The 26,929-nt window shown below is 63.3% G+C and carries 24 protein-coding genes; 5 read left to right on the forward strand and 19 right to left on the reverse strand.

Annotated elements, in window-relative coordinates:
* Window positions 1–29: 29 nt before the first annotated feature.
* From LBW87_RS03120 to accD, 3 genes are all read right to left on the reverse strand, one after another.
* Window positions 30–992, reverse strand: a complete 963-nt coding sequence (locus LBW87_RS03120; protein ID WP_225199962.1) for an SPOR domain-containing protein — start codon at window positions 990–992, stop codon at window positions 30–32.
* Between the two features lie 101 nt (window positions 993–1,093).
* A complete protein-coding gene (gene folC, locus LBW87_RS03125; protein WP_225199963.1) occupies window positions 1,094–2,407 on the reverse strand; it encodes a bifunctional tetrahydrofolate synthase/dihydrofolate synthase in 1,314 nt (437 codons plus the stop codon).
* A gap of 79 nt (window positions 2,408–2,486) precedes the next feature.
* Entirely contained in the window at window positions 2,487–3,359 is an 873-nt protein-coding gene (gene accD / locus LBW87_RS03130; RefSeq protein ID WP_225199964.1) for an acetyl-CoA carboxylase, carboxyltransferase subunit beta, read from the reverse strand.
* Window positions 3,360–3,467: 108 nt separating this feature from the next.
* Between accD and LBW87_RS03135 the strand changes: the two genes are divergently transcribed.
* Window positions 3,468–3,881, forward strand: coding sequence for a NirD/YgiW/YdeI family stress tolerance protein (locus LBW87_RS03135; RefSeq protein ID WP_225199965.1), 414 nt, complete (start codon window positions 3,468–3,470; stop codon window positions 3,879–3,881).
* An 82-nt stretch (window positions 3,882–3,963) separates the two neighbouring features.
* Here LBW87_RS03135 and trpA read toward each other — a convergent pair whose 3' ends face one another.
* The 14 genes from trpA to LBW87_RS03205 all read right to left on the reverse strand — a co-directional run bounded on the left by trpA (window position 3,964) and on the right by LBW87_RS03205 (window position 20,404).
* Window positions 3,964–4,761, reverse strand: a complete 798-nt coding sequence (gene trpA, locus LBW87_RS03140; RefSeq protein ID WP_225199966.1) for a tryptophan synthase subunit alpha — start codon at window positions 4,759–4,761, stop codon at window positions 3,964–3,966.
* 21 nt (window positions 4,762–4,782) lie between these two features.
* Window positions 4,783–6,006 (reverse strand): tryptophan synthase subunit beta, encoded by a 1,224-nt coding sequence (trpB, locus tag LBW87_RS03145; protein ID WP_225199967.1) that lies wholly within the window; start codon window positions 6,004–6,006, stop codon window positions 4,783–4,785.
* A 14-nt stretch (window positions 6,007–6,020) separates the two neighbouring features.
* Window positions 6,021–6,743, reverse strand: a complete 723-nt coding sequence (locus tag LBW87_RS03150; RefSeq protein WP_413927606.1) for a phosphoribosylanthranilate isomerase — start codon at window positions 6,741–6,743, stop codon at window positions 6,021–6,023.
* 4 nt (window positions 6,744–6,747) lie between these two features.
* A complete protein-coding gene (locus tag LBW87_RS03155; protein ID WP_225199969.1) occupies window positions 6,748–7,665 on the reverse strand; it encodes a tRNA pseudouridine synthase A in 918 nt (305 codons plus the stop codon).
* Window positions 7,666–7,775: 110 nt separating this feature from the next.
* Window positions 7,776–10,541 (reverse strand): FimV/HubP family polar landmark protein, encoded by a 2,766-nt coding sequence (locus LBW87_RS03160; RefSeq protein ID WP_225199970.1) that lies wholly within the window; start codon window positions 10,539–10,541, stop codon window positions 7,776–7,778.
* A gap of 424 nt (window positions 10,542–10,965) precedes the next feature.
* Complete coding sequence (gene asd, locus LBW87_RS03165) at window positions 10,966–12,078, reverse strand: aspartate-semialdehyde dehydrogenase (RefSeq protein ID WP_225199971.1); 1,113 nt, start codon at window positions 12,076–12,078, stop codon at window positions 10,966–10,968.
* A gap of 73 nt (window positions 12,079–12,151) precedes the next feature.
* Window positions 12,152–13,219, reverse strand: coding sequence for a 3-isopropylmalate dehydrogenase (gene leuB / locus LBW87_RS03170; RefSeq protein ID WP_225199972.1), 1,068 nt, complete (start codon window positions 13,217–13,219; stop codon window positions 12,152–12,154).
* Between the two features lie 75 nt (window positions 13,220–13,294).
* Window positions 13,295–13,942: a 3-isopropylmalate dehydratase small subunit gene (gene leuD, locus LBW87_RS03175; protein ID WP_225199973.1), complete on the reverse strand. Its 648-nt coding sequence runs from the start codon at window positions 13,940–13,942 to the stop codon at window positions 13,295–13,297.
* A gap of 105 nt (window positions 13,943–14,047) precedes the next feature.
* Window positions 14,048–14,179: an entericidin A/B family lipoprotein gene (locus LBW87_RS03180; RefSeq protein ID WP_225199974.1), complete on the reverse strand. Its 132-nt coding sequence runs from the start codon at window positions 14,177–14,179 to the stop codon at window positions 14,048–14,050.
* A gap of 21 nt (window positions 14,180–14,200) precedes the next feature.
* A complete protein-coding gene (gene leuC / locus LBW87_RS03185) occupies window positions 14,201–15,601 on the reverse strand; it encodes a 3-isopropylmalate dehydratase large subunit (RefSeq protein WP_225199975.1) in 1,401 nt (466 codons plus the stop codon).
* 190 nt (window positions 15,602–15,791) lie between these two features.
* Window positions 15,792–16,616, reverse strand: a complete 825-nt coding sequence (locus tag LBW87_RS03190) for a M48 family metallopeptidase (protein ID WP_225199976.1) — start codon at window positions 16,614–16,616, stop codon at window positions 15,792–15,794.
* A 186-nt stretch (window positions 16,617–16,802) separates the two neighbouring features.
* The gene (gene aroC / locus LBW87_RS03195; RefSeq protein ID WP_225199977.1) at window positions 16,803–17,891 is read right to left on the reverse strand and encodes a chorismate synthase; all 1,089 of its coding nucleotides are present in this window, start codon (window positions 17,889–17,891) and stop codon (window positions 16,803–16,805) included.
* Window positions 17,892–17,966: 75 nt separating this feature from the next.
* Window positions 17,967–19,856, reverse strand: a complete 1,890-nt coding sequence (locus LBW87_RS03200) for an MFS transporter (protein WP_225199978.1) — start codon at window positions 19,854–19,856, stop codon at window positions 17,967–17,969.
* Between the two features lie 95 nt (window positions 19,857–19,951).
* Window positions 19,952–20,404, reverse strand: coding sequence for a CBS domain-containing protein (locus LBW87_RS03205; RefSeq protein ID WP_225199979.1), 453 nt, complete (start codon window positions 20,402–20,404; stop codon window positions 19,952–19,954).
* Window positions 20,405–20,600: 196 nt separating this feature from the next.
* Between LBW87_RS03205 and LBW87_RS03210 the strand changes: the two genes are divergently transcribed.
* Complete coding sequence (locus LBW87_RS03210; protein ID WP_265112838.1) at window positions 20,601–20,927, forward strand: DUF962 domain-containing protein; 327 nt, start codon at window positions 20,601–20,603, stop codon at window positions 20,925–20,927.
* Here LBW87_RS03210 and LBW87_RS03215 read toward each other — a convergent pair.
* Window positions 20,919–22,265 carry a YihY family inner membrane protein gene (locus LBW87_RS03215; RefSeq protein WP_225199981.1) on the reverse strand — a complete coding sequence of 449 codons (1,347 nt, stop codon included), beginning with the start codon at window positions 22,263–22,265 and terminating at the stop codon, window positions 20,919–20,921. The two genes, LBW87_RS03210 and LBW87_RS03215, sit on opposite strands and share 9 nt — an antisense overlap.
* Before the next feature lie 364 nt (window positions 22,266–22,629).
* On the opposite strand from LBW87_RS03215, the gene wrbA reads away from it, so the two are divergent.
* From wrbA to LBW87_RS03230, 3 genes are read left to right on the forward strand one after another with little or no spacing between them, the layout of a single operon-like run.
* Window positions 22,630–23,265 (forward strand): NAD(P)H:quinone oxidoreductase, encoded by a 636-nt coding sequence (gene wrbA, locus LBW87_RS03220; protein ID WP_225199982.1) that lies wholly within the window; start codon window positions 22,630–22,632, stop codon window positions 23,263–23,265.
* On the forward strand, window positions 23,262–23,657 hold the full coding sequence (locus LBW87_RS03225) for a DUF2069 domain-containing protein (RefSeq protein ID WP_225199983.1): 396 nt from the start codon (window positions 23,262–23,264) through the stop codon (window positions 23,655–23,657). Before wrbA ends, LBW87_RS03225 begins: the two co-directional genes overlap by 4 nt.
* A gap of 15 nt (window positions 23,658–23,672) precedes the next feature.
* A complete protein-coding gene (locus LBW87_RS03230; RefSeq protein WP_225199984.1) occupies window positions 23,673–25,103 on the forward strand; it encodes an FAD-binding oxidoreductase in 1,431 nt (476 codons plus the stop codon).
* 63 nt (window positions 25,104–25,166) lie between these two features.
* Here LBW87_RS03230 and LBW87_RS03235 read toward each other — a convergent pair whose 3' ends face one another.
* Complete coding sequence (locus tag LBW87_RS03235; protein WP_413927607.1) at window positions 25,167–26,720, reverse strand: methyl-accepting chemotaxis protein; 1,554 nt, start codon at window positions 26,718–26,720, stop codon at window positions 25,167–25,169.
* Between the last annotated feature and the right edge of the window lie 209 nt (window positions 26,721–26,929).

The raw sequence follows: 26,929 nt of genomic DNA on the forward strand, positions 1-26,929 counted from the left end.
CAACAATATGTAGCTAGTTGGTCTCAAATTCAAGCCGGAACGATGGTTGCGTTAAGACCAAGCTTCTTGATTTTGGCGGCGGTGCGTTCGGCCTCGTCCCGACCATTGAAGGGGCCGACGCGAATCCGCGTGCGGTCGCCCGACTGGGTCGAGATCTTCTGGGTGTACGAATGGATGCCGGCGCCGCTGAGCTTGCTGCGCAGTTCGTTGATCTTGTCCTGGGTGGCCAGCGCGGCGACCTGGATGACGAACTTGCCGCCGGTGGCGGCCGGCTTCTTGTCAGCCGGGGCGTTGGCGGACTTGCCCTCTAAAATGGCCAGGGCCCGTGCCGAATCGTCGCCGGTCTCGGTGGCGCGCGGCTTGGGCGCTTCCTTCACCTTGGGCGGCTCGACCTTGGCGGTCTTCTTGGGGTCTTCCTTGTGCTCGACGACGGGTTTCTTTTCTTCCGGCTTGGCGGCCGGCTTCTCGACCGGCTTGGGCGGCGCGACCGCAGCCACCGGGGGCGCGGCAGCCGGGACCGGAGTCGGCGCTGGCGTCGGCGCCTGAGTCACGGCCGACGGCTCGACGATTTCTTCCTTCTGGTCCAGGGCGGCATTGGAGGCCACCCGGCCGGCGTCAGCCGCTGCAGCAGCCGGCTGGGCCACGCTGGAACTGCTATTGGCACCCTGATCCTTGGAAGGAATCTGGATGGCGATATCGTCATTGAGGGGACGCGGCTCGGAATCGAGGATCATCGGCAGCACGATCACCACCGCCAGCGCCAGCGCCACGGCGCCGATCAGGCGGCGACGCGCGCGTTTCTTCTCGGGCAACAGGGGATCGACGCCTTCCTTGCCGGCCTTGCCGCGCGCAGGGCCGCGTCCGGTCGTGTTGGCGGCGCGGCTGGTGCGGCTGCGCAAGACCGAGGTTTCCTCTGCGGAACGCGAACGGAATTCGCCTTGGTCGGAAGCAGATTCCTGCTTGTTTTTACGGAAAAACGAGAACAAGCCCATGCGACAGTCAAGTTGAGTGATCTTAAGGCAAGAACCGGCAGACATCGCGGTTCCTGAAAAACACATTGGCGCTGCTCACAGCATGCCACCAGGATCGAAAATCAGTGCAAACCCGGCCTGCGCGCCTGCATGACGCCGGCCACCGTGAGGAAGGATCCAAAAACCACAATTCTATCATTCTCGCCTGCCCTGCCGAGCGCATTTGCGTAGGCCGCCGCAGGCGTGTCGAAGGTCTCGATGCTGCGCGCCGCGTCGCGCCTGAATTCGGGCTGCACACCAGCCTCCAGCAGGACATCGCGCAACTGCTTGGCGCTGGCCGCGCGCGGCAGCGGCAAGTCGGTCACGCACCAGTGGTCGATCTTGTCTTTCAGATGACCGATGACGCCTTCGATATCCTTGTCGAGCATCGAGCCGAACACCGCATAGGTATAAGGGTGGAAGCCCATGTTATCGAGGTTCTGGGCCAGCGTGGCGGCGGCGTGCGGGTTATGCGCCACATCCAGGATCACCACCGGCTGGCCGGGCAACACCTGGAACCGCGCCGGCAATTCGACCGTGGCCAGCCCCGTGCGCACCTCTTGCGCGCCCACCGGCAACACCTCGCGCAGTGCTTCGAGCGCGGCCAGCGCAGCCGAGGCGTTGAGGATCTGGTTGGCGCCGCGCAAGCTTGGATAGGCCAGCGAATTGCGGCGCTGGCCGCGTCCGCCATAGGCCCACTGCTGCTTGTCGCCTTGATAATTGAAGTCGCGCCCCATCAGCCACAGGTCGGCGCCGATCTTTTCGGCGTGGTCGATGAGCGACTGGGGGGGCAACGGGTCGCCGCAGACGGCCACCTTGCCGGGACGGAAGATACCGGCCTTCTCGAAACCGATCGCTTCGCGCGTGTCGCCCAGGTATTCGGTATGGTCGATGTCGATGCTGGTGACGATGGCGACATCGGCGTCGATCACGTTGACCGCATCCAGGCGTCCGCCCAGGCCCACTTCGAGGATCACCACATCCAGCGGCGCGGCGGCCAGCAACTTCATGATGGCCAGCGTGGTGAATTCGAAATAGGTCAGCGAAATGTCGCCGCGCACCGCTTCGACGGCATCGAAGGCGGCCACCAGCTGGGCGTCGGTGGCCATGTCGCCGCCAATCCGGGCACGTTCATTGAAATGCAGGAAATGCGGCTTGATGTAGAGACCGACGCGATAGCCGGCGCGCATCAGGATCGACTCCAGCATGGCGCAGGTCGAGCCCTTGCCGTTGGTGCCGGCGACCATGATCACGGGGCAGGAGAAGCTTAATTCGAGCCGTTCCTTGACCGCGCGGACGCGCTCCAGCCCCATGTCTATCTGCTTGAAATGCCGCTGCTCCAGCAGGGCCAGCCATTCGTTGAGCGTGGTGGGAGTGGTGGGTACTTGCGATGTCATGGCGCCGCTCGGGTCGAGAGGAAAAAAACAAGGCCCGGATTTGCCAGTCAGCAAATCCGGGCCTGAAGTATAGCGTTTATCAGGAAACCGTTTCGGCCGGCTGGTTTTGCAGCAATGCCAGCAGACGGGCGATTTCTTCGCGCATCTTGCGACGGTCGACGATCATGTCGATGGCGCCCTTGGTCACCAGGAACTCGGAGCGCTGGAAACCTTCCGGCAGCTTCTCGCGCACGGTGTTCTCGATGACGCGCGGGCCGGCGAAACCGATCAGGGCACGCGGCTCGGCCATCACGACGTCGCCCATGAAGGCGAACGAGGCCGACACGCCACCCATGGTGGGATCGGTCAGCACGCTGATGAAGGGCAGTTTCTTTTCGGCCAGCTTGGTCAGCATCGAGGTGGTCTTGGCCATCTGCATCAGCGAGAGCAAGCCTTCCTGCATCCGGGCGCCGCCGGTGGCGGTAATGCAGATGAACGGCACTTTCTGTTCGAGTGCGGCCTGGGCGCCACGCGCGAAGCGCTCACCCACCACCGAACCCATCGAACCGCCCATGAATTCGAATTCGAAGCAGGCCACCACGACCGGCAGGGTCATGATTGCGCCGCCCAGCACGACCATGGCATCGGTTTCACCGGTGGACTCCATGGCATCCTTGAGACGATCGGGGTACTTCTTGCTGTCCTTGAACTTCAGGGTGTCGATCGGCAGCGCTTCCTGGCCGATCTCGTAGCGGCCGCCTTCGTCGAGCAGGGCATCGAGACGAGCGCGGGCGCGAATGCGCATGTGGTGGCTGCACTTGGGGCAGACGTGGAGATTGGACTCCAGGTCGGTACGATACAGTACGGCTTCGCAGGAGGGGCACTTGACCCACAAGCCTTCCGGGATCGACTTGCGACTTGCGGAACCGCTGCGTTGAATCTGGGGTGGCAACAACTTCTCAAGCCAGCTCATAGAATCCTCTTTCAAATTTCCGGTGGCGAATTGTACCAGAGCCGATCACCGGTATATGCCCCCTGCCGCTTTCATTTCCCCGGAGAAATATTGGACTTCGGAATGCCCATGGCGAACCAAATCGGCTACCACCAGTCAAGCAGGATCAAGCTCAACCTCAAGGACACATTCATGAAAGTATCCAGCCTGCTGGGCGCGACTGTGCTGGCCCTGGTCGCCGGCCAGGCCGCAGCCCAATACACGGGCCCTTCGCAAAACCCGGCCATCACCGATGTCGCACGCGCCAGCAAGGCCGCCGACAAGAGCCAGGTGTCGCTCGAAGGCCACCTTACGTCGAAGGTGCGCGACGAGCATTACACCTTCGAGGACCAGACCGGCAGCATCGAGGTCGAGATCGACCACAAGCGCTTTCCCGCCACGCCGGTGAGCGAAAAGACGCGGGTCCGCCTGCAGGGCGAGGTCGACAAGGACTTCGGCAGCAATGCCACCATCGACGTCAAGCAGGTCACGGTACTGCAATAAGCGCGCCGCCTGCGTCGCCATGAAAAAAAGCCTTCCGATCGGAAGGCTTTCTTTTTTTTACACGCCTGAGCGATGCTGCGGATCAGGAATCGAGCGCCTGGCGGATATCGGTCACGAACGCCTGCACCGCCGCGCACGCCTGCGCCGGTGGCGTGTTCTCGATCTCGGCGATGATGCGACTGCCGATCACCACCGCATCGGCCACGGCCGCCACCGCCTTGGCAGTGGCGCCATCGCGAATGCCGAAGCCGACCCCGATGGGCAGCTTCACATGGCGACGGATGGCCGCGATGCGCTCGGCCACTTCGGCCGTATCGATGTTGCCAGCGCCGGTGACGCCCTTGAGCGAAACGTAGTACGAGAAGCCGCTGCTGAACTGCGCCACCTGGCGAATGCGCTCCTCGGTCGAGGTCGGCGCCAGCAGGAAGATCGGATCGAGCTCCTGCGCCTGCATCTTGCGGGCGAACTCCTCGCACTCTTCCGGCGGGTAATCGACCACGATGGTGCCATCTACCCCGGCCTCCTTGGCCGCGGTGATGAAAGCATCGACGCCGAAGCGCTCGATCGGGTTGGCATATCCCATCAGCACCACCGGGGTATGGGCGTTGGTCTTACGAAATTCGCGCACATAACCCAGCACATCGCGGGTCGACACGTTGAACTTGAGCGCGCGCTCGCAGGCCCGCTGGATCACCGGCCCTTCGGCCATCGGGTCAGAGAACGGCACGCCCAGTTCAAGGATGTCGACGCCGCCGGCCACCAACGCATGCATCAGCGGCACGGTCAATTCCGGCGATGGATCGCCGGCGGTGATGAAGGTGATCAGGGCCTTGCGCTTCTGCTCGGCCAGCTTGGAAAAAGTCGGTTGGATTCTGGACATGATATTGATCTTTATAGAAACTCAACCCAGGCGCTGCTGGACGGTGTGCATGTCCTTGTCGCCCCGGCCGGACAGGTTGGCCAGCACGATCTTGTCCCGTGGCAGGGTCGCCGCCAGCTTGGCCGCATAGGCCAGCGCATGGCTCGACTCCAGCGCCGGGATGATGCCTTCGATGCGGCAGCAGGTATGGAAAGCCTGCAGCGCCTCGTCGTCGGTGATGCAGGCATAGGTGGCGCGACCGCTATCCTTCAACCAGGCATGCTCGGGACCGACGCCGGGGTAGTCGAGCCCGGCCGAGACCGAATGGGTCTCGATGATCTGGCCGTTCTCGTCCTGCAACAGGTAGGTGCGGTTGCCGTGCAGGACACCGGGCGAACCCAGCGTCAGCGAAGCCGAGTGGCGACCGCTGTCGAGGCCGTCGCCGGCCGCTTCCACGCCCACCAGTTGCACATCCTTGTAGTCGATGTAGGGATAGAAGATGCCCATGGCGTTGGAACCGCCACCGACCGCCGCCACTACGTAGTCCGGCTGGCGCGACGCGATCTCGGGCATCTGCACGATGCATTCGTTGCCAATCACCGACTGGAAGTCGCGCACCATCATCGGATAGGGATGCGGTCCGGCCACGGTGCCGATGATGTAGAAGGTCGACTCGACATTGGTGACCCAGTCGCGCATGGCTTCGTTGAGCGCGTCCTTGAGGGTCTTGGAGCCCGACTCCACCGGGATCACCTTGGCCCCCAGCAGGTTCATGCGATAGACGTTCTGCAACTGCCGCTTGACGTCTTCGCTGCCCATGTAGACGATGCATTCCATGCCGAAGCGGGCACAGATGGTGGCGGTGGCTACGCCGTGCTGGCCGGCGCCGGTTTCGGCGATGATGCGCTTCTTGCCCATGCGGCGGGCCAGCAAGGCCTGCCCGATCACGTTGTTGATCTTGTGGGCGCCGGTGTGGTTGAGGTCTTCGCGCTTGAAATAGATCTGCGCGCCACCGGCCTGCTCCGACCAGCGCTTGGCGTGGTACACCGGGCTGGGGCGACCGACGAAATGCTTCAGTTCGGTATGGAATTCGGCCAGAAACTCGGGGTCATGCTGGTAACGCTCATAGGCCAGGCGCAGCTCGTCGAGCGCCAGGGTCAGGGTTTCTGCAACGAAACTGCCGCCGTAGGGGCCGAAGTGGCCGCGTGCGTCGGGCAGGTCATAGGGTGCAGCCTGCCCGGAGGCAGCCGTGTTCAATTCTGTCATGGGAAATCCTGAATTCAGTTGGACGCTGGCAATGGCACAGCGTCGGCCAGGCGAACCGCATCGATGAAGGCTTCGATCTTTGCGGCATCCTTGATGCCCTTGGCCGCTTCGACACCGCTACTGATGTCTACCGCGTAAGGGCGAACGCCGACCACCGCCTCAGTGGCGTTGTGTACGCTCAAGCCACCACTCAAAACGGCCCGAGGCGCGAGTTCTTTTGGGATTAGAGACCAATCGAAGACCTTTCCACTACCGCCGTACTGCTCGACCAGGGTGTCGAGCAGGAGCCCGTTGAAGAACGGACTGGCAGAGCGATATGCACGTTCGTATTCTAACAAATCGGCGGGCTTAGTCGAGGCCCCGATGCGGGCGGCGCGCATGAACGGGCGCACCGCGGCTGCGGCCAGCTCGGCGCAGTGCTGCGGCGTCTCGTCGCCATGGAACTGCAACAGCGTCAATGGCGCCTGCGCCAGCACCTGCCGCACCTCGTCTTGTGTCGGATTGACGAACAAGCCCACCGTGCTGACGAAGGGCGGCACCGCGCGCATCAGTTCGGCCGCCCGGGCCGCCGTCACGAACCGCGGGCTCTTGGGATAGAACACGAAACCGATGGCGTCGGCGCCGGCCTGCACGGCGGCGGCCACGTCCTCTTCGCGGGTCAGGCCGCAGATCTTGATGCGGGTACGTTGCGTCATCATTGTTTCCCATTGGAAAGTTGTCGTCGCGCCATCATACATCCCCTCACATCCATGGCCACTGGCGCTGCTCCTGCGGCAAGCTCCAGGTGTCGGGATAGTCGACCCGCGCCAGGTACAGGCCGTCCGGCATGAAGGTCGGCGCGGCGCGGCTGCGATCGCGCTGGGCCAGCAGCTGGCCGATCCATTCGGGAGGCTGGTTGCCGGTCCCGACAAAGATCAGCGAGCCGACGATGTTGCGCACCATGTGATGCAGGAAGGCGTTGGCCTTGAGCGTGAAGATGATGACATCGCCCTGGCGCTGCACGGCAATGCTCTGCATGCGCCGCACCGGCGACTTGGCCTGGCATTCGACGGCGCGAAAGCTGGTGAAATCGTGTTCGCCGATCAGGTGCTGCGCCGCCTGGTGCATGCGCTGCGCATCCAGCGGGCGAAACGCAAAACCGGCACGGCCGGCCAGCAGCGGCGAACGCACCGGATGGTTGTACAGCACGTAATGATAGGTGCGGGCCACCGCCGAGAAGCGGGCATGAAAGCCGAAGTCGGCAGCGCTGTCGGCGCGCTCGCTGCCATGCGCTTCGGCCTGCCCGGCCAGTTGCGCCGCCACCGCCGCGTCGTCCACGTGGCGCTGTTCGCACGACCAGCGCACAGCGATGGAGGGCGGCAGGAAGGCATTGACGCCGCGCACCCACGAAAACAGGTCGCGGGCGATGGTGGTGTCGAAATGCACCACCTGCTCCAGCGCATGCACGCCCGAATCGGTGCGCCCGGCACAGGTGGTGGCAATGCGCTGGAGCGTGAAGCGTTGCAGGGCCTGCTCGAGCTGGTCCTGCACGGTCTGGCGATGCGGCTGGGTCTGCCAGCCCTGCCATGACGCACCGTCGTACTGCACCCCCAGCACCACGCGCCGCAGGCCCGGGCCTTCAGGCTGAGCGGAATGGAAGGGAGCGATGTTGTCGTTCATGTCGATCTCTGCATTACAGGTACGGGCCGCCGGACGGCCAAAAACAAGGCGGGCACCTCATGCGAGGTGCCCGCGAGAAGACACTATTGTATGCGCCGCCGGTGATTCGGTCAGGTCAGCTTGGACAGCATGTCGGTGGCACGGGCGATCTGCGCATCGTTGCCGCCCCGCATGACTTCCTCGAGCAGCTCGCGCGCACCCTCCTTGTCGCCGATTTCCTGGTAGGCCGCCGCCAGGTCGAGCTTGGTGGTCATTTCGGCTTCGAAGGCAGACTCTTCGTCTTCATCCAGCAAGTTGACCGCTGAAGGCGCCGCCGGGGCGTCAGCCGCCAGGTCGAGATCGAGATCGGCCAGGCTCACCGGTGGCTTGCCGTCATCGCCGCCATCCAGCAGCATCGATGCCGAAGTCGAGGCCGGCAGGATAGGCTCGTCGTCGGCCGGCTTGCTGCCGTTTTCGAGATCGAGGTCGAAATCGATATCACGGCCAAGATCGACCGGTGTGGTCGGCGCTGCCGGTGCCGCAGGTTGGATCTCGGCGCTCTTGAAGTCGTCGAGATCGAAGTCCAGGCCCTGCTCTTCCGGTTCCGGCTCGGGCGCGACAGGCTCTTCGGGCTTGCCGCCATACAGCGCGTTGGTGGGATCCAGGACGATGCCCAGCGCTGCGGCCTTTTGCCATTCTTCGCCAAGTCCGCCGCTGATCTGGTGCAATTCGAGCGCAGTCCGGTTGAAGTTGGCAACATCCTGCCGCTTGGCATAGATCTCCAGCAGCTTGCCGTGCAAGGCCTCGCGTTCCGGTTCGGTCTGCAATGCCAGATTGAGGATGTCTTCGGCCTGTTCGTCACGACCGTAGGCAATGTACATATCGGCCTCGGCGATGGCGTCGACCGGCGCCTCGGCCACGGGTTCTTCAACCGGCACCGGCGCGACGACCGTCTCTGGCTCTGGCTCTGGCTCTGGTTCAGGCTCGGCTGCGGCGATGGCAGCAACGGCAGCGGCTTGAGCCGCGGGCGCAGGCTCAGGCTCGGCGGCGGCTTCCGCCGCCGGCTCTTCGGCCTTTTTCTTGCGGCGACGAGTGGCGATCACGCCGCCCGCACCCACCACCAGCAGCGCCAGTACACCGCCGATGACCGGCAAGGTATACGGGCTGTGCTGCAAGGACTCGATGAAACCACCCTTGGCCGCCGGCGCCTCGACCGGCTTGGCGGCTGGCGGCGCTACCACCGGTGCTGGTGCTGGAGCTGGGGCCGGTGCTGGTTCAGGCGTAGCCGGGGCCGGCGCAGCAGCTTGCTCTTGCGGCTTGGCATCGGCCGCCGGAGCGGCCTCCGCCTTGGCCGGTTCCGGCGCAGTAGCAGGGGCTGCCGCAGCCGGCGCCTTCTGTTGCTCGCTCAGGTCGGCGATGGTCTTGTTCTTCAGTTCCAGCAGCTTTTGCAGGTTGCCGACGTTCTCTTCGAGCGCCTTGACCCGATCATTGGCTTCGGCCAGCGCCCGTTCGGAGGCAGCACGGTCCTCGGCCGAACCGGCATTGCCGGTTTCACCCTTGGCACGACCACCGCGCGACAGCTCCAGTCGATCGCGCGCCTGGGCATTGCCGCTGCGCTCTTCGACCCGGGTCGTGATCTTGCCGCTACCGCTCTGGCTGGCGCCGCCTGGGCGGCGTGCCGGCGCATTGGCGACTTGCGACGCCAGCTTGTTGCGATAGGCATTGAAATCCTGCGCCTGGGCCACGACGATGCCACGTGCCTCGCCCTGGTCCACCGCCGCCGCTGCCGGCTGATCCGGGATGGACAGGACGCGTCCGGCCCGCAGGCGGTTGATATTGTTGCCTTCGAAAGCATCCGGGTTGGCCCGGTACAGCGCCACCAGCATCTGGTCCAGCGAGACATCGGTCTGCTTGTTGCGCGCGGCGATGCCGCCCAGCGTGTCGCCCTGCTTGACGCGATAGTCGCCAGCCTTGCCCGCAGCCGGGGCTGCCGGGGCGGCCGCAGCGCCCGGTGTGGCAGCCGCATCAGGCCGCGAGACACTGCCGCTGGCGCTCTGCACTGCCGGCGCTGGCGCAGCGTCGGTCGGGCTGGCTGCGGCCGGGGTATCGGCTGGTGCGGCCTGTTGACGACGAATCAATTCTTCGGCCAGGGCCGATGGCGCCGGACGCTGCACGATGGTCGATACCGGCTCTTCGCCGCTGACCGGGATCGGTGCTGCGGGAGCAGGCGTTGCGGGCGCCGCCGTCGCCGCCATCGGGGCGCTGGCTGCAGGCGCCGGGGCGGGAGCCGCCGCAGGTGCCGCTTCAGCTGGCGCGGCAGGCGGTGTTGCCGCCGGCGCTGCAGGTGCAGCGGCTGCCGGTGGTGTCGCTGCGGCCGGTGGTGTCGCTGCGGCGGCAGCGGCCGGTACCGGATTGCGCGACGGCGTCAGTGGCGTGACTTGCGCGTTGCGCGGGGTGCGGCTGTCGGCCGGGTCCAGCAGGAAGGTGTACTCGCGCACCGCCTTGGCATTGCCGGCAGACAACTCCAACAGCAGGTCGACAAAGGGATCGCTGACGGGTTGCGCCGAACTGATGCGCACGAAGTGACGTCCGCCCCGTTGCTCGACCGCAAAACTGAGCGATGCCAGCACCGGGTTGAATTCGACGTTGGCCCGGGCAAATGCCTCGGCCGGCGCCAGTTTCACCGCCAGCTTGCCGGCTTCCTGGGCGCTCACTGCCGTCACCTCGATCTCTGCGCGCAATGGCTGCCCCAGCGACGACAGCACGGTCAGCTTGCCCAGCGCTGCAGCCTGGGCCGCCAGTGGAAAGGCCAATGCCAGCGCCACGGCGGCACTGAGTTTCTTGAGGTGCTTGATCTGCTTGGATTGCGACGAAGGGAGCTTGGTGTTCAGAGGCATGTTTTTTTATGGCGTAGTGAAACGTTCCGCAAAGAACCCGTCACGCTCGTTATAGGGGGAGCCGTGTTGGGGCATGTGCTGCTCGGAAACCGCGGTCTGGGACAGCCGTCCCTGAACCGCGAAGAGCCCACGACAGACCCATTTCATCAATGCCAGCACACCCACACGCTAGAACGCTGTGAACCTTGCGCTCCGATTATGTTGGCTTTCATGAAATGAATTTGAAACCCATCGCATCTTATTTATGCGAAGAATCCCAGATTTTCAACTTATCATCAAGAACTTACACTCGCAAGTGTAACCAAGTTCTCAAGACGATAAAAACCCGCCGGCGACCATCTGCATGATCACGGGCGGGCTATTGTTGCAGACTGACAACGACAAAGGCAAGCCCCCTATCGCTTTCGGCCGTGCAATCCCGGCATTATTTCAGGTTGCCGAGAATGATACGCAGCATGCGGCGCAGCGGTTCGGCAGCACCCCACAGCAACTGGTCGCCAATCACGAAGGCCGAAATGTACTCGGGTCCCTGATTGAGCTTGCGCACCCGGCCCACGCCGATTTCCAGGCCACCGGTAATGGCCGCCGGGGTCAGTTCCTTGACGGTGACCGGGCGTTCGTTAGGCACCCACTTGACCCACTGGTTACCGCCACGAATGATCGCTTCGATCTCGGCCAGCGGCAGGTCGCGCTTGAGCTTGATGGTCAGCGCCAGGCTGTGGCAACGCATCGCGCCAATACGCACGCACAGGCCGTCGACCGGAATCACCTTCTCGTTGCCGAGAATCTTGTTGACTTCGGCCTGGCCCTTCCACTCTTCCTTGGACTGGCCGTTGTCGAGTTGCGCATCGATCCATGGGATCAGGCCACCCGCCAGCGGCGCACCGAAGAACTCGGTCGGCACGTCTTCGCGGATAGTCTTGGCAACCTTGCGATCGATGTCGAGAATGGCCGACGATGGCGTCGCCAGTTCGTCCGCGACTGCCGCATTGATCACGCCCATGCCCTTCAACAGTTCGCGCATGTGGTTGGCGCCGCCGCCGGAGGCCGCCTGGTAGGTCATCGAACTGACCCACTCGACCAGGCCTTCCTTGAACAGGCCGCCCACACCCATCAGCAGGATGGAATTGGTGCAGTTGCCGCCGATGTAGTTCTTCACGCCACGCGCCAACGCATCATTGATGACGTTGTTGTTGACCGGGTCCAGCACGATGACCGCATCGTCCTTCATGCGCAGCGACGAGGCCGCGTCGATCCAGTAACCGTCCCAGCCGGCAGCGCGCAGCTTGGGGAAGATGTCATTGGTGTAGTCGCCGCCCTGCGCGGTAATGATGATGTCGCATTTTTTCAGCTCTTCAATGCTGTTGGCATCTTTCAGCGTGGTTGCCGTCTTGGCAAACGCCGGTGCTTTACCGCCCGCATTCGAAGTCGAAAAAAATACTGGTTCAATGTGATCGAAATCACCCTCGTCCTGCATGCGTTGCATCAGGACCGAACCCACCATACCGCGCCAGCCTACCAAACCAACCAGTTTCATCATCTTTCCCTGTCTAGAACTTCCATGGTTATTACTACACTTAAATCGAACACTCCATTATGCACTAAGACGATTAGAGCGCCTTCACCACGGCGTCGCCCATCTGCTGGGTATTGACCTTGGTGGTGCCTTCTTCATAAATATCGGCGGTGCGCAGGCCTTGCGCAAGGACTTTCTTGACCGCATTCTCGATGCGGTCGGCCTGCTCGGCGCGGTTCAGCGAGAAGCGCAACATCATGGCTGCCGACAGGATCGTGGCCAGCGGGTTGGCGATGCCCTTGCCGGCGATGTCCGGCGCCGAACCGTGCGATGGCTCGTACAGGCCCTTGTTGTTGGCGTCCAGCGAGGCCGAGGGCAACATGCCGATCGAGCCGGTCAGCATGGCCGCCGCGTCCGAGAGGATGTCGCCGAACATGTTGCCGGTGACGATGACGTCGAAGTTCTTGGGCGCCTTGACCAGTTGCATCGCGGCATTGTCGACGTACATGTGCGACAGCTCGACGTCCGGATATTCCTTGGCGACATCGGTGACGACATCTTTCCAGAACTGGAAGGTTTCCAGCACGTTGGCCTTGTCGACGCTGCACAGGCGACGGCCGCGCTTGGCTGCAGCCTGGAACGCCACGTGCGCAATGCGGCGGATCTCGGGTTCGCTGTAGCGCATCGTGTCGAAACCTTCGCGGGCGCCCTTGAAGGGGCCGTCCGGCGCTTCGCGCATGCCGCGCGGCTGGCCGAAATAGATATCGCCATTCAGTTCGCGCACGATCAGGATATCCAGGTTGGCCACCAGTTCAGGCTTGAGCGAGGAGGCGCCGGTCAGCTCTGGATAACAGATTGCGGGACGGAAGTTGGCAAACAGTTGCAGGTGCTTGCGCAAGCCCAAAATGGCTTGCTCCGGACGCAGCGCGCGTTCGAGCTTGTCGTACTTCCAGTCGCCGACTGCGCCGAACAGGATCGCGTCGGCTTCCTTGGCCAGCTTGAGGGTGCCATCCGGCAGCGGGTGCCCGTGGGCTTCATAGCCGGCGCCACCGACCGGTGCGGTTTCCATTTCGAACTGTTCGCCCAGCGAATTGAGGACGCGAACCGCCTGATCGACGATTTCCGGACCGATGCCGTCACCCGGCAGAATTGCAATCTTCATGGCACTCTCTTTTTTGTAAGGGTAATAAAGACAAGGGCGGTCATCTGACCGCCCTTTGCTGTGTGTCGACTATCGTTAGATAGTGTTACTCAACCAGGGCTGGTCATACAGCCGTTTTTCTTCATAGGCGCGAATGGTGTCGGCGCGACGTAGCGTCAGGCCGATATCGTCGAAGCCATTCAACAGGCAGTACTTGCGGAATTCGCTGATGTCGAACGGGTACGACTCGCTACCGGTGGTGGTGGTCACGACCTGTTTTTCCAGGTCGACGATCAGCCGAAAACCCGGAAAGGCCTTGACCTCGTTGAACAGGTGATCGACCTGCGACTCCGACAAGGTGATCGGCAGCAGGCCGTTCTTGTAGCAGTTGTTGAAGAAGATGTCGGCAAAGCTGGGGGCGATCACGGCGCGGAAGCCGAACTGGTCAAGCGCCCACGGCGCGTGTTCACGCGAGGAGCCGCAACCGAAGTTCTTGCGCGCCAGCAGGATCGAGGCGCCCTGATAGCGCTCTTGATTAAGCACGAAATCGGGATTCAGCGGACGCACGGAGTTATCCATGCCAGGCTCGCCGTGATCGAGATAACGCCATTCGTCGAACAGGTTGGGGCCGAAGCCGCTGCGCTTGATCGACTTGAGGAATTGCTTGGGAATGATCGCGTCGGTATCGACGTTGGCGCGATCCAGCGGCGCGACCAACCCTTCGTGGACATTGAATTTATTCATGGTGCTGAGTCGGTGCAAACGGCAGCCTGTGCCGAGCGCTCCTTTCCTTTTTACAGATCAACTGGCGCGGGCGGCAAGGTCATCGACCGGCCGACCGCGGCCTGCTTACTTCTTGGAAGAATCCTGCATCTTTTCGCCGACGTGCTGCACGTCCTTGCCGAAGCCGTCGACCGTGTTGCAACCAGCCAGTGCGCCGAGTGCAGCCACCAACAGAACCAGAGCGGAGATTTTTTTCATGATGTGATCTCGAGTTGACAGTTAAAGGGAACGGATATCGACGAAATGGCCCGCAATGCCGGCCGCAGCAGCCATCGCCGGGCTGACCAGGTGCGTACGGCCACCGGCGCCCTGACGGCCTTCGAAATTACGATTGGAGGTGGAGGCGCAACGCTCGCCCGGCTCCAGCCGGTCGGCATTCATGGCCAGGCACATCGAGCAGCCCGGTTCGCGCCACTCGAAACCGGCATCGCGGAAAATGCGATCCAGGCCTTCGCGCTCGGCTTGTTCCTTGACCAGCCCGGAACCCGGCACCACCATCGCCAGCTTGACGTTGGAGGCGCGGAAGCGTCCGCGCACCACCGCCGCCGCTTCGCGCAGGTCTTCGATGCGCGAGTTGGTGCAGGAACCGATGAACACCTTGTCGATCCGGATATCCTCGATCGGCGTGTTGGGCTTCAGGGCCATGTAGGCCAGCGCCTTTTCCATGCCGTCGCGCTTGGTCGGGTCTTTCTCTTTGTCCGGGTCCGGCACGCGGGCATCGATCGACACCACCATCTCGGGCGAGGTACCCCAGGTCACCTGCGGCTTGATCTCGGCCGCATTGAGCGTGACCACCAGGTCGAACTTCGCGCCCGGGTCCGAATGCAGGGTGCGCCAGTAGCTCACCGCGCGTTCCCAGTGCGGGCCGGCAGGTGAATACGGACGACCCTTCAGGTAATTGAGGGTGACATCATCGAAGGCCACCATGCCGGCGCGAGCGCCCGCTTCGATCGCCATGTTGCAGACCGTCATGCGGCCTTCCATCGACAGCGAACGGATGGTCGAGCCGGCGAATTCGATGGCATAGCCAGTGCCGCCGGCAGTACCGATCTTGCCGATGATGGCCAGCACGATGTCCTTGGCGGTGACGCCGGCCGGCAGCGCGCCGTCGACTTGCACCAGCAACGATTTGGACTTGCGCGCCAGCAGGGTCTGGGTGGCCAGCACGTGCTCCACTTCGGAGGTGCCGATGCCATGCGCCAGTGCCGCAAAGGCGCCGTGGGTCGAGGTGTGCGAGTCGCCGCAGACGACCGTCATGCCCGGCAGGGTCGCGCCCTGCTCGGGTCCGATCACGTGCACGATGCCCTGACGCTTGTCGTTCATGCCGAAATAGGTCAGGCCATAGGTCTTGGCGTTCTCGTCGAGCGTCTCGACCTGCAGTCGCGAGATCGGGTCGACGATGCCCTGGGCACGGTCGGTGGTGGGTACATTGTGATCCGCCACGACAAGGTTGGCCGAATTACGCCAAGGTTGACGTCCGGCTAGCTTGAGGCCTTCGAAGGCTTGCGGGCTGGTCACTTCGTGGAGCAGGTGGCGGTCGATATACAGGATGGCGGTACCGTCATCTTCTGTATGTACGACGTGCGACTCCCAGAGTTTGTCGTAAAGCGTCTTGAGCATGATGCAAAGTCGTGCAGGAAAGGGCACTTGTCGTTGAAAACAGCATTTGATTATGCCATAAAGCGCCTTGCCTCACCCTCCCGAGAACATTTTTCGATGTGCGGCCACAACAGTCAATAATGCTGCAAATTATCGTTATCGACGCACATCCATCTGTTACAACCAAAAAATCGGCATTTTACGACGCAGCTCAGCGGGTCTTGCGGGTCTGCTGGTACAAGGGGTCTACCCGCTGCGCGTAGACGGTGAGGTCGGCGATGCGGTCCGCGCTCGACGGGTGGGTCGACATGAACTTCATCGGCTCCTCGCCACCCAGCTTGGCCATCTTCTGCCACAGGCTGACAGCGGCCTGGGGATTGTAGCCGGCGCGGGCCGCCAGTTCGACGCCGATGCGATCGGCCTCGGTCTCGTTGCTGCGGGAGTTGGGCAAGCCCAGCAGCCCCATATAGGCATACTGCGCACTCTGCTGCCCCAGGTCGCCGATGCCCAGCAGCGCGGCGCCGATCGAAATGGCCGAGCCTGCCACCGCCTGCTGCGAGGCCCGTTCGCGCGCATGCTCGCGCAGGGCGTGGGCGATCTCATGGCCCATCACGGCGGCCAGTTCGTCGTCGGTGATGGACAACTTGTCGATCAGGCCGGTATAGACGGCGATCTTGCCGCCGGGCATGCACCAGGCATTGGGCTCGTCGGAACTCAGTACATTGATTTCCCATTGCCACTTCAGCGCATCCGGGCGGAACACGCCGGTTTGCGGAATCAGGCGATTGGCGATATTACGCACCCGCTGGGTCTGCGCCGCATTGCGATTGAGCAGGTTCTTTTTCTTGGCTTCGGCCAGCACCTGCGCGTATTCCTTGCTGGCGGCGGCATCGATTTCCTGCGACGACACCAGCATCTGCTGCCGGCGATCGACGCCCACCGCACCACCCTGCGTGGTTTGCACGCTCTCGCACGCCACCACGCCCAGCAGGGCGACCGACAGGATACTGCTCTTGATGATTGGTTTGATCGGCATTGCGCCACCCTCCTCGTTGGTTTTCGAATAATGCGACGGCGCCTCTTCCGTCACTGAGCGAGTTTTTCGACCAGCCGAGCAAGCGGATGGTTCGCAAAAAAACAAAGGCCGGTCATCGCGTGACGATGGCCGGCCAGGCTGCGCTTCACGACAACGGCAAGGCCGTGATCATGAACAGGTTCGCATTCAGCGCAACTGCGGGGTCTCGACCCGCACGTCGGCACATTGCGCCCGGTGGCGCAACGCGTGATCCATCAATACCAGCGCCAGCATGGCTTCGGCGATTGGCGTGGCGCGGATGCCGACACAGGGATCGTGACGACCGTGGGTCTCGACCTCGATGGCCTGGCCGCTCTTGTCGATCGAAGGGCGTGGCGTGCGGATGCTGGAGGTCGGCTTGATGGCGATCGAAGCCGTGATGTCCTGGCCGGTCGAAATGCCGCCCAGCACGCCGCCGGCGTTATTGCCCACGAAGCCGCCTGGCGTCAGGGCATCGCCATGCTCGGAGCCCTTCTGCGCGACCGAGGCGAAGCCGGCGCCGATCTCGACCCCCTTGACCGCGTTGATGCCCATGAGCGCATAGGCGATATCGGCGTCGAGCTTGTCGAACAGCGGCTCACCCAGCCCGACCGGCACATTGCGCGCCACCACGTCGATGCGGGCGCCGCACGAGTCGCCGTCGCGGCGCAGCGCATCCATGTAATCCTCGAGCTGGCCGATGATGCTGGCGTTGGCGGCAAAGAAGGGGTTGTGCGGCACGTGGTCCCACGATTCGAACGGGATCGCGATCTCGCCCAGCTGGCTCATGCAGCCGCCGAAGGTCGTGCCGTATTGCTCCAGCAGCCACTTCTTGGCAATGGCTGCCGCCGCCACCGGCGGCGCGGTCAGGCGCGCCGACGAACGTCCGCCGCCGCGCGGGTCGCGAATGCCGTACTTCTGCCAGTAGGTGTAGTCGGCATGGCCCGGGCGAAAGGTATCGAGGATATTGCCGTAGTCCTTGCTGCGCTGGTCCTGGTTGCGAATGAGCAGCATGATCGGGGTGCCGGTGGTGCGACCTTCATAGACACCCGACACGATCTCGACCGTGTCGGGTTCCTGGCGCTGGGTCACATGACGCGATGTGCCGGGGCGGCGGCGATCCAGTTCGGGCTGGATGTCGTCGACCGACAGCGCCAGTCCCGGTGGGCAGCCGTCGACCACGCAGCCGATGGCCGGGCCGTGGGATTCGCCAAAAGTGGTAACCGTGAAAAGCGTGCCAAGGGTATTGCCGGACATGATGGTTTCGCGCAGAAAGACGTGGAAGACCGGGATTTTACCAGTCCCACGTCCTCCCGAGAACCTCGGCGCCCATCACTTCCAGTCGCCGCGCAGGGCAGCGACCTTTTCCTGCAGCAAGGCCGGGGTCACCTGCTCGGCGGCGATCGGCTCGCCCACCACCAGTTCCAGCCGCGAAAACATCCCGCGCTTGAAGCGCCGCGCAAACGGATTGGTCGGGTCGCGCGACAGCAGGCTGCCCCACAAGCCGCGCAACGCCATCGGCAATACCGGCACCGGGCTGCGCTCGATGATCTTCTGGATGCCGCCCCGGAAAGCGCTCAGCTCGCCGTCGCGGGTCAGCCGCCCCTCGGGGAAGATGCACACCAGTTCGCCTTCATGCAAGGCCTGGGCGATATCGACGAAGGCCTTCTCGGTCAGCCACGGGTCTTCCTTGACCGGCGCGATGGGGATCGCCCGCGCCGTACGAAACACCCACGACAGCAGTGGAATGCGGAAGATACGATGATCCATCACGAAGCGGATCGGCCGCGGGCTGGCGGCCATGATGACGATGGCGTCGACATAACTGACGTGATTGCACACCAGCACGCCGGCGCCGTGAGCGGTAATCGCCTGGCCATTGGTGATGCGCACCCGGTAGAACGTGTGGATCATCAGCCAGGCCAGAAAGCGCATCAGGAACTCGGGCACCAGCGAGAAGATGTACAGCGCCACCAGGGCATTGAGGATTGCCGTGACCAGGAATATCTGCGGAATCGTCAGGCCCGCCTTGAGCAGCACCATCGCCACCAGCGCCGCGCCGACCATGAACAACGCGTTCATGATGTTCATGCCGGCGATCGTGCGCGAGACGTGCGCCGGGTCGCAGCGGGTCTGGATCAGCGCAAACAAGGGCACGATGTAGAGCCCGCCGAAGACCCCGATGCCCAGGCAATCGAACAGGATGCGCCAGCTGCCGCCCTGCCCCAGGAAACCGGCAATGTCGACCGCCGCCGCCGGCGCCACGTATGCCTGGCTGGCCAGGAACAATTCGAGCCCGAACACCGACAGTCCGATGGCGCCAAACGGCACCAGCCCGATCTCGACCTTGTTGCCCGAGAGCCGTTCGCACAGCAGCGAGCCGGCGCCGATACCAACCGAGAACACCGCCAGCAGCAGCACGAATACGCCATGGTCGCCGTGCAGATAATTCTTGGCGTAGAGCGGAAACTGCGCCAGCACGATGGCGCCATAGAACCAGAACCAGGAGTTACCCAGCAGCGACAGGAAGACCGGCCGGTTGCGCCGCGAAAAGCCGAGATTGCGCACCGTCTCCGAAAACGGATTCCAGTTGACCTTGAGTTCGGGCGCCGGCGGCGGCGAATGCGGAATGCGCAGGCTGGCCAGCCAGCCCAGCACCGCCAGGCCCAGCGTGGTCCCGGCCACCAGCGGCAAGCCCCAGGGCTTGTGCACCACCAGCACGGCGCCGATGATCTCGCCCAGCAGGATGCCGACGAAGGTGCCCATCTCGACCACGCCGTTGCCGCCCACCAGTTCCTCCCGCTTGAGATGCTGCGGCAGATAGGCGTACTTGACCGGTCCGAACAGCGTCGAGTGGAGCCCCATGCCGACCACGGCGGCGACCAGCAGCCACAGGTGATGCGTCATCCAGCCGAACGCGGCCACGCCCATGATGGCGATCTCGATCAACTTGACGAAGCGCGCCACCCGGCCCTTTTCCAGCTTGTCGGCAAGCTGGCCGGCGGTAGCCGAGAACAGGAAGAACGGCAGGATGAACAAACCCGGGATGAGGTTGTTGAGCAGCGCCGTGTCCATCGTGGTCCACGACAGCGCGTCATAGGTGAGGATCGTCAGCAGTGCGGTCTTGAAGACATTGTCATTGAGCGCCCCGAGAAACTGGGTCCAGAAGAATGGCGCAAATCGCCGCTGGGAAAAAAGCGAAAACTGGTTGTTCTTTTGCATGGCGCTTCGGATTGGAAATCTAATTTGACGGGCAATAAAAAGCCGTTCCCAACGGGAACGGCTTGATCATGGATGGAAGTCCGCTCAGGGTTTGCTCAGGTATTGTTTTCTTCTTCGGCCGGCCAGTCGCGGATATACGCCTTGAGCATCTTGTTCTCGAAGCCCTGCGCATCCAGCACCGCCTTGGCCACGTCGTAGAACGACATCACGCCCAGGACCGTCTTGGCTTCCATCACCGGCACATAGCGCGCGTGCTGCTCGAGCATCAGGCGGCGCACTTCGTTGAGATCGGTGTCGGGCGTGACCGTGATCGGCGCATCGTTCATATGACGGCGCACGGTCGCGCCACCCAGCGCGCCGCTGTTCTTGTGCAACGCCAGCAGCACCTCGCGGAAGGTCAGCATGCCGACCAGGTCGCCGTATTCCATGACCACCAGCGAACCGATGTCTTTCTCTGCCATGGCGGCCACCGCCTCCTGGATCGGGGTCTCAGGCGTGACCGTGAAGAGGATGTTGCCTTTGACCTTGAGGATTTCAGAGACTTTCATGATGTCATCCTAAATGTGATGGTGCTGTTTTGACTGTAGCCAGGGGCGGTCGCTTGGTCCAACCAGGGAGCCTGACCGCGCACTTGCCCCTTAAAGCAGCATGGTAGTAGCAATGGCGAGGTTTGAGCAACCGCCTGGCGATTTTATTGATTATCGGCCACCGTGTACTAAGCTGTCACTATCGCCCTCACCGGAGATGATCGTGTCCAGCACCGTTGAACAGCGTGAGTTTGCCGGCTTCACCGAATTCTATCCGGCTTACCTGAGCGAACACTCGCATCGCGTCAATCGCCAGCTGCATTTCCTGGGGTCGACGCTGGCCCTGCTGAGCCTGTTGTTGCTGGCCGTGACCCATCAGTGGTGGTGGTTGCCGGTGGCGCTGGCCTGCGGTTACGGCTTTGCCTGGATCGGCCATTTCGCGGTCGAGAAGAACCAGCCCACCACCTTCCGTCATCCGCTCTGGTCGTTCGCCGGCGACTGGGTCATGTATTGGCAGATGCTAACGGGCCAATTGTCATTCTGAGCGTTCCCACAATTTGCGGCGCTGCGCCAGCGGCACCGGTTCGTACGGTATTGCCGCCACCACCGAGACCAGTTCGGCGCCGGCGTCTGCTGCGACGCAATAATCCTGCAGCGACTGTTCCAGCGCCACATCCACCGCCTGCCCCACGCGCTGCACCAGCGGCTCTTCACCCGAACCGGCCAGGGAGGCGCTATCGAAGACGAACAGGCGATAGACATCCGCCAGATGCAGGTTGGCCGGATTGATCACCAGCGCCCAGCGGTCCATGCCGTCGGTGACGCGCTTGTTCCAGCCGGTGCGACGCGACGTCTCGGGGCGGATCGACGCCACCCAGCCGGCCTCGGCCATGCGGCGCAGCAAATCGTTCAGCTCGCCCAGGCCGAGGCGGGTTTCGCGGCGCATCGTGTCCATGTCGACCACCGCCGTGTCCACGCCTTCGCGGGCCTGGTTCAGAAACCGCAGCACCGCGATGGCATCGACGAACTCCGCGCCCGGCGACGAGGTATGCCACCAGCGCTCGTAGCGCACCACCGGCAACGCGGCGGTCAACAATGCCCCCATCAGCGTGATCATCCACATCATGTAGATCCACACCAGGAAGATCGGCAGCACCGCCACCGCGCCATACACCATGGTGTATGTCGGAAACTTGAGGATGTAGATCGCAAACAGGCGCTTGGAGATTTCGACCCCGACCGCCGCCAGCAGGCCGCCCGCGGCCGCATCGCGCCAGTCGACCGTCTGGTTGGGCACGCTGCTGTAGAGAAAGGTATAGGCCGCCGTCGAGATCAGCACCGACACCAGCGTGTAGAACCCGGCGCCCATCAGCGGCAGGCTCCTGACGGCGCCGCCGGTGGCGGTCGACAGGTATGACGTGACGCTGATCGATATGCCCATCAACAGCGGGCCCAGCGTGATGATGGCCCAGTACACCAGCACCCGCTGCAGCAGCGGACGCGCCTTCTTGACGCGCCAGATCTGGTTGAACACGCTCTCGATGGTCGACATGGTCAATACCGACGTCACGATCAGCGCCGCCGCCCCCACCGCCGACAGGCGCGCCGACTTCGAGGCGAACTGGTTCAGGTAGCCGAGGATGGTATTGGCCACCCCGCGCGGCATCAGGTTGTCGACGAAATAGGCTTCCAGCGACGCCCGGAAGGTGCTGAACAACGGAAAAGCGGTAAACAGCGCCAGCGCGATGGTGATCATCGGCACCAGCGACAGGATGGTAGTAAACGTCAGGCTGCCGGCTACCTGCGGCAAGCGATCCTCGCGCAGCCGGGTGATGGCAAAACGAAACAGATCGCGCAATTGCTGACGGTTCAGACCACGCATACGGGACAAGGAAAGTCGAAAAGGAGACATCGGACCACTTCAGATAGAAACACCACTGGACTACGCCACGGGGCCGGGTTGCTGCGGGGCCGGTCCCGTCCGCCAGCGCTGCATCGCGCCTGCGGCCTCGGCATGCTGGCTATTTTTGCGCTGCCAGGATAGGGAGGCAGCGGCGAACAACCGCAATTTCTCGCAATTATCGCTATTTTTAGTAAAAACAGCTCGAATAAAAAGCAATTCTATTTTTAACTGCAACACCGGAAAAGGGGCTGGACGGCGACAGCGACTGTTCCCCGGCGCTCATCGCCGCCGGCAGCAGATAACAGAATGCGGCCAGCGAAAAATCGGAAATATAATAGGCCGCATGACACTCGCCCCTGCCCTGAACCCGACCTCCTCCGCCACCACCATCCTGGTGCTGTATTACTCGCGCCATGGCGCCACCCGCAAGCTGGCCGAATTGATCGCCCAGGGCGTGGAAAGCGTGGCCGGCTGTGATGCCCGGCTGCGCACGGTGCCGGCGGTATCGACCGTGACCGAGGCGGTCGAGGCCGAGGTACCGGCCAGCGGCGCGCCGTATGTCGATGCCGACGACCTGCTGCAATGCCACGGCCTGGCGCTGGGGTCGCCGACCCGTTTCGGCAACATGGCCTCGGCCATGAAATATTTCTGGGACGGCACCGCGCCGCAATGGCTCTCGGGCACGTTGTCGGGCAAGCCGGCGGCCGTGTTCACCTCGACCGGCAGCCTGCACGGCGGCCAGGAATCGACCCTGCTGACGATGATGCTGCCGCTGCTGCATCACGGCATGCTGCTGGTCGGCCTGCCCTATACCCATCCGGAACTGATGAATACCCACAGTGGCGGCACGCCCTACGGCGCCAGTCACTGGGCGGGCGTCAATGGCAACCAGCCGCTGTCGGACGACTCGCGTACCCTGGCCATCGCACTAGGGAAAAGGCTGGCAGAAACCGCCAAACAATTACGGAGACCATCATGAACAATCAGCACGCGCGCGCGACCCATGCAGCAGCCTTGACCAGCCTGGTCGCCCTGATCCTGTTGTGCCTGGCCTGGGAACTGGTGCTGGCGCCGCTGCGCCCGGGCGGTTCGTGGATGGTGCTCAAGGTGTTGCCGCTGCTGCTGCCGCTGCGCGGCGTGCTCAAGCGCGACGTCTATACTCTGCAATGGTCGTCGATGCTGATGCTGGTCTATCTGGCCGAAGGCCTGGTGCGCGCCACCAGCGATGCGTCCTCGACCTCGATGCTGCTGGGCTGGGCCGAGGTCGCCCTGTCCAGCATCTATTTCACCTGCGCCCTGCTGTACCTGCATCCGTTCAAGAAGGCGGCCCGCGAAATCGCCCGCCAGGCGATCCAGAAGGCCTCCCAGTAAACGGCTCGGTGCGTCATGAATGAATCACATGAATTCCTGCAAGCCTGCCGGGCCGCCATCGGCCCGGCGCACGTCCTGACCGACGCGGCCGATACTGCCGCCTACCTGACCGACCAGCGCGGTCGCTTCACCGGCCGCGCGCTGGCCGCCCTGCGCCCCGGCAGTACCGACGAAGTGGCGGCGCTGGTGCGGCTGTGCGCGCAATACCGGGTGCCGATCGTGCCCCAGGGCGGCAACACCGGCCTGGTGCTGGGCAGCGTGCCCGACACCGTGGGCAATGCGGTGGTGCTGTCGCTGCGCCGCATGGACCGCATCCGCGCCGTCGATCCGCTCAACAACACCATCACCGTCGAGGCCGGTTGCATCCTGCAAAACGTGCAGCAGGCGGCGCTGGCGGCCGACCGGCTGTTTCCGCTGTCGCTGGCGGCCGAAGGCAGTTGCACCATCGGCGGCAACCTGTCGACCAATGCCGGCGGCACCGGCGTGCTGCGCTACGGCAATGCCCGTGAATTGTGCCTGGGGCTGGAAGTGGTCACGGCCCGCGGCGAAGTCATGAGCGCCCTGCGCGGCCTGCGCAAGGACAATACCGGTTACGACCTGCGCGACCTGTTCATCGGCGCCGAGGGCACGCTGGGCGTCATCACCGCCGCCGTGCTCAAGCTGTTTGCGCAACCGCGGGCGCAGGTCACGGCGCTGGCCGCGCTGGCCACGCCATCGCAGGCACTGGCCCTGCTGCAGCTGGCGCAATCGCGTTGCGGCGCCGCCCTGACCGGTTTCGAATTGATGTCGGACATGTGCCTGCAACTGGTGCATAAACATTTTCCGCAGCATCGCCTGCCGTTTGGCCAGCGCCATCCCCAGTATGTCTTGCTGGAGCTGTCCGACAGCGAATCCGAAGAACACGCCCGCGCCATCTTCGAAGACCTGATCGCCGGCGCGCTCGAGGCGCAATTGATCGACGACGCGGTGATTGCCTCGTCGCTGGCGCAATCGAAGGCCTTGTGGCAACTGCGCGAAAGCATTTCGATGGCGCAGGCGCACGAAGGCAAGAACATCAAGCACGACATCTCGGTGCCGATTTCGCGTATCGCCGAATTCATCGAGATCACCGACCTGCTGGTGCAGCAGGCCGCCTCTGGCTGCCGCATGGTGACCTTCGGCCATCTGGGCGATGGCAACCTGCACTACAACGTATCGCCGCCACCGGGCGTGGACGACGGTGATTTCCTGGCGCGCCAGCACGCCATCAACCTGGTGGTGTACGACAGCGTGGACCGCTTCGGCGGCTCGATCTCGGCCGAGCACGGGCTGGGGGCATTGAAGATCGACGAAATCACGCGCTACAAGTCGGCCGTCGAACTCGATCTGATGCGCGCCATCAAGGCCGCGCTGGATCCCCAGCGACTGATGAACCCGGGCAAGCTGATCGACCTGCCGGCGCCATGAAAAAAGGCGAACCGTGCACTGAAGTCACGGTTCGCCCAACCTGCCCTGCTGCTGCATCTCGTCTTAATTCAATCGTTTCTGCCCCTGCAGGTTGAACACGCTGACCAGTTCGGTCAGCTTGCCGGCCTGTTCCTGCAACGACTGCGCGGCGGCCGCTGCCTGTTCGACCAGCGCGGCATTCTGCTGGGTGTTTTCATCCATTTGTGTGATGGCGCGATTGACCTCTTCGATGCCGGTGCTCTGTTCGCTGCTGGCAGCGGTGATCTCGCCCATCACCTCGGTGACGCGGCGCACGCTGGCCACCACTTCGTCCATCGTGCGCCCGGCCTGCGACACCAGCTCGCTGCCGGTACCGACCTTGATCACCGAATCGTCGATGAGCGACTTGATCTCCTTGGCGGCGGCCGCCGAACGCTGCGCCAGCGAGCGCACTTCCGACGCCACCACCGCAAAGCCGCGGCCCTGCTCGCCGGCGCGCGCCGCCTCCACTGCTGCATTCAAGGCCAGGATATTGGTCTGGAAAGCGATGCCGTCGATCACGCTGATGATGTCGACGATCTTGCGCGACGAATCGTTGATCGACGCCATGGTCTGCACCACCTGGTTGACCACGGTGCCGCCCTGCTCGGCCACTTCCGAGGCCGATGCCGCCAACTGATTGGCCTGGCGTGCGTTGTCGGCATTCTGCTTGACCGTCGAGGTCAGTTGCTCCATGGCCGAAGCGGTCTCCTCCAGCGCGCCGGCTTGCTGTTCGGTGCGGGCCGACAGGTCGAGGTTGCCGTTGGCGATCTCCGTCGAGGCGGTATTGATGGTGTCGGTGCCGGTGCGTACATTGCCCACGATATTGCGCAGGTTCAGGTTCATATCCTGCAGCGCCTGCAGCAACTGGCCGGTCTCATCCTTGCCGCGCACCGCGATCTCGGCGCTCAGGTCGCCCTGTGCCACCTGGCGCGACACCTTCACGGCGGTGCCCAGCGGCCGCGTGATACCGACCGTCAGGACCCAGGCGCAAGCGATGCCGAAGGCCAGCAACAAGGCCTCCAGCACCGCCAGCATCAAGGCGCTCTGGCGGGCGATGTCGGTGTTTTCGGCGGCCAGCGCATCGAGCGACTTGCGCTGCAACGCGATCAACGCTGCGATGGCGTCGGTATAAGCCTTGGCGGCAGGAATAAATTCGTTCTCGAAGGTCTTCTGCAGCACTGCCGCGTCAGGCGCTTCTTTCTTCTGTTCGTTGTAGAGTGCGTCGCGCGTCGACAGATAACCCTTGCGCAGGGTATCGATACGGGCAAACAGCTGCTTTTCTTCGTCGCTGACCAGCAGCGGTTCGATCTGCTTGAGCAGGCCGCTGGAGATACGCGTAGCCTCGTTCGTCTCGGCCTGGAAGAACGGGCCGAGCGAACGGTCGCTGCTCTTGGCCACGGCCGTGGCGCGACGGATGCCGGAATACGCGTGCAGATACCAGTCGGAGATATAGCGCTCCTTCGCAATCGGCTTGTCCATCATGGTCTGCATCGACTGCGCCATCGACACCAGCCGCCACATGCCCGCGCCGGCAATCAGCACCGACAGCCCCAGGATGATGCTGAAGCCCAGCGCCAGGCGGTTCCCGATCTTCATGTTGCCAATGCTTATCATGCTGTCCGACTCTCTCTCGTTGATGTTTATAGTTGATGTTTATAACGACCATGCGGCTACCGCCGGCCCCAGGCGATGCCGCCATCTTGCATCAAGCAAGACGGCGGCATCCAAGGAATAACCCCGGTCGAAACACTTAATTTCAAGGATGAGTCACTGCAACGAAAAAGCGGGAAGTTTGCCGTGGGCAA

Origin of the sequence: Herbaspirillum sp. alder98 (assembly GCF_020179755.1) — a bacterium.
GTDB lineage: Bacteria > Pseudomonadota > Gammaproteobacteria > Burkholderiales > Burkholderiaceae_D > Herbaspirillum.

Excerpts from the sequence above, each read along its gene's own strand:
- LBW87_RS03120 (WP_225199962.1), bottom strand. The coding sequence starts at position 992 with ATGGGCTTGTTCTCGTTTTTCCGTAAAAACAAGCAGGAATCTGCTTCC.
- folC (WP_225199963.1), bottom strand. The coding sequence starts at position 2,407 with ATGACATCGCAAGTACCCACCACTCCCACCACGCTCAACGAATGGCTG.
- accD (WP_225199964.1), bottom strand. The coding sequence starts at position 3,359 with ATGAGCTGGCTTGAGAAGTTGTTGCCACCCCAGATTCAACGCAGCGGT.
- LBW87_RS03135 (WP_225199965.1), top strand. The coding sequence starts at position 3,468 with ATGGCGAACCAAATCGGCTACCACCAGTCAAGCAGGATCAAGCTCAAC.
- trpA (WP_225199966.1), bottom strand. The coding sequence starts at position 4,761 with ATGTCCAGAATCCAACCGACTTTTTCCAAGCTGGCCGAGCAGAAGCGC.
- trpB (WP_225199967.1), bottom strand. The coding sequence starts at position 6,006 with ATGACAGAATTGAACACGGCTGCCTCCGGGCAGGCTGCACCCTATGAC.
- LBW87_RS03150 (WP_413927606.1), bottom strand. The coding sequence starts at position 6,743 with ATGTATGATGGCGCGACGACAACTTTCCAATGGGAAACAATGATGACG.
- LBW87_RS03155 (WP_225199969.1), bottom strand. The coding sequence starts at position 7,665 with ATGAACGACAACATCGCTCCCTTCCATTCCGCTCAGCCTGAAGGCCCG.
- LBW87_RS03160 (WP_225199970.1), bottom strand. The coding sequence starts at position 10,541 with ATGCCTCTGAACACCAAGCTCCCTTCGTCGCAATCCAAGCAGATCAAG.
- asd (WP_225199971.1), bottom strand. The coding sequence starts at position 12,078 with ATGAAACTGGTTGGTTTGGTAGGCTGGCGCGGTATGGTGGGTTCGGTC.
- leuB (WP_225199972.1), bottom strand. The coding sequence starts at position 13,219 with ATGAAGATTGCAATTCTGCCGGGTGACGGCATCGGTCCGGAAATCGTC.
- leuD (WP_225199973.1), bottom strand. The coding sequence starts at position 13,942 with ATGAATAAATTCAATGTCCACGAAGGGTTGGTCGCGCCGCTGGATCGC.
- LBW87_RS03180 (WP_225199974.1), bottom strand. The coding sequence starts at position 14,179 with ATGAAAAAAATCTCCGCTCTGGTTCTGTTGGTGGCTGCACTCGGCGCA.
- leuC (WP_225199975.1), bottom strand. The coding sequence starts at position 15,601 with ATGCTCAAGACGCTTTACGACAAACTCTGGGAGTCGCACGTCGTACAT.
- LBW87_RS03190 (WP_225199976.1), bottom strand. The coding sequence starts at position 16,616 with ATGCCGATCAAACCAATCATCAAGAGCAGTATCCTGTCGGTCGCCCTG.
- aroC (WP_225199977.1), bottom strand. The coding sequence starts at position 17,891 with ATGTCCGGCAATACCCTTGGCACGCTTTTCACGGTTACCACTTTTGGC.
- LBW87_RS03200 (WP_225199978.1), bottom strand. The coding sequence starts at position 19,856 with ATGCAAAAGAACAACCAGTTTTCGCTTTTTTCCCAGCGGCGATTTGCG.
- LBW87_RS03205 (WP_225199979.1), bottom strand. The coding sequence starts at position 20,404 with ATGAAAGTCTCTGAAATCCTCAAGGTCAAAGGCAACATCCTCTTCACG.
- LBW87_RS03210 (WP_265112838.1), top strand. The coding sequence starts at position 20,601 with ATGATCGTGTCCAGCACCGTTGAACAGCGTGAGTTTGCCGGCTTCACC.
- LBW87_RS03215 (WP_225199981.1), bottom strand. The coding sequence starts at position 22,265 with ATGCGTGGTCTGAACCGTCAGCAATTGCGCGATCTGTTTCGTTTTGCC.
- wrbA (WP_225199982.1), top strand. The coding sequence starts at position 22,630 with ATGACACTCGCCCCTGCCCTGAACCCGACCTCCTCCGCCACCACCATC.
- LBW87_RS03225 (WP_225199983.1), top strand. The coding sequence starts at position 23,262 with ATGAACAATCAGCACGCGCGCGCGACCCATGCAGCAGCCTTGACCAGC.
- LBW87_RS03230 (WP_225199984.1), top strand. The coding sequence starts at position 23,673 with ATGAATGAATCACATGAATTCCTGCAAGCCTGCCGGGCCGCCATCGGC.
- LBW87_RS03235 (WP_413927607.1), bottom strand. The coding sequence starts at position 26,720 with ATGAAGATCGGGAACCGCCTGGCGCTGGGCTTCAGCATCATCCTGGGG.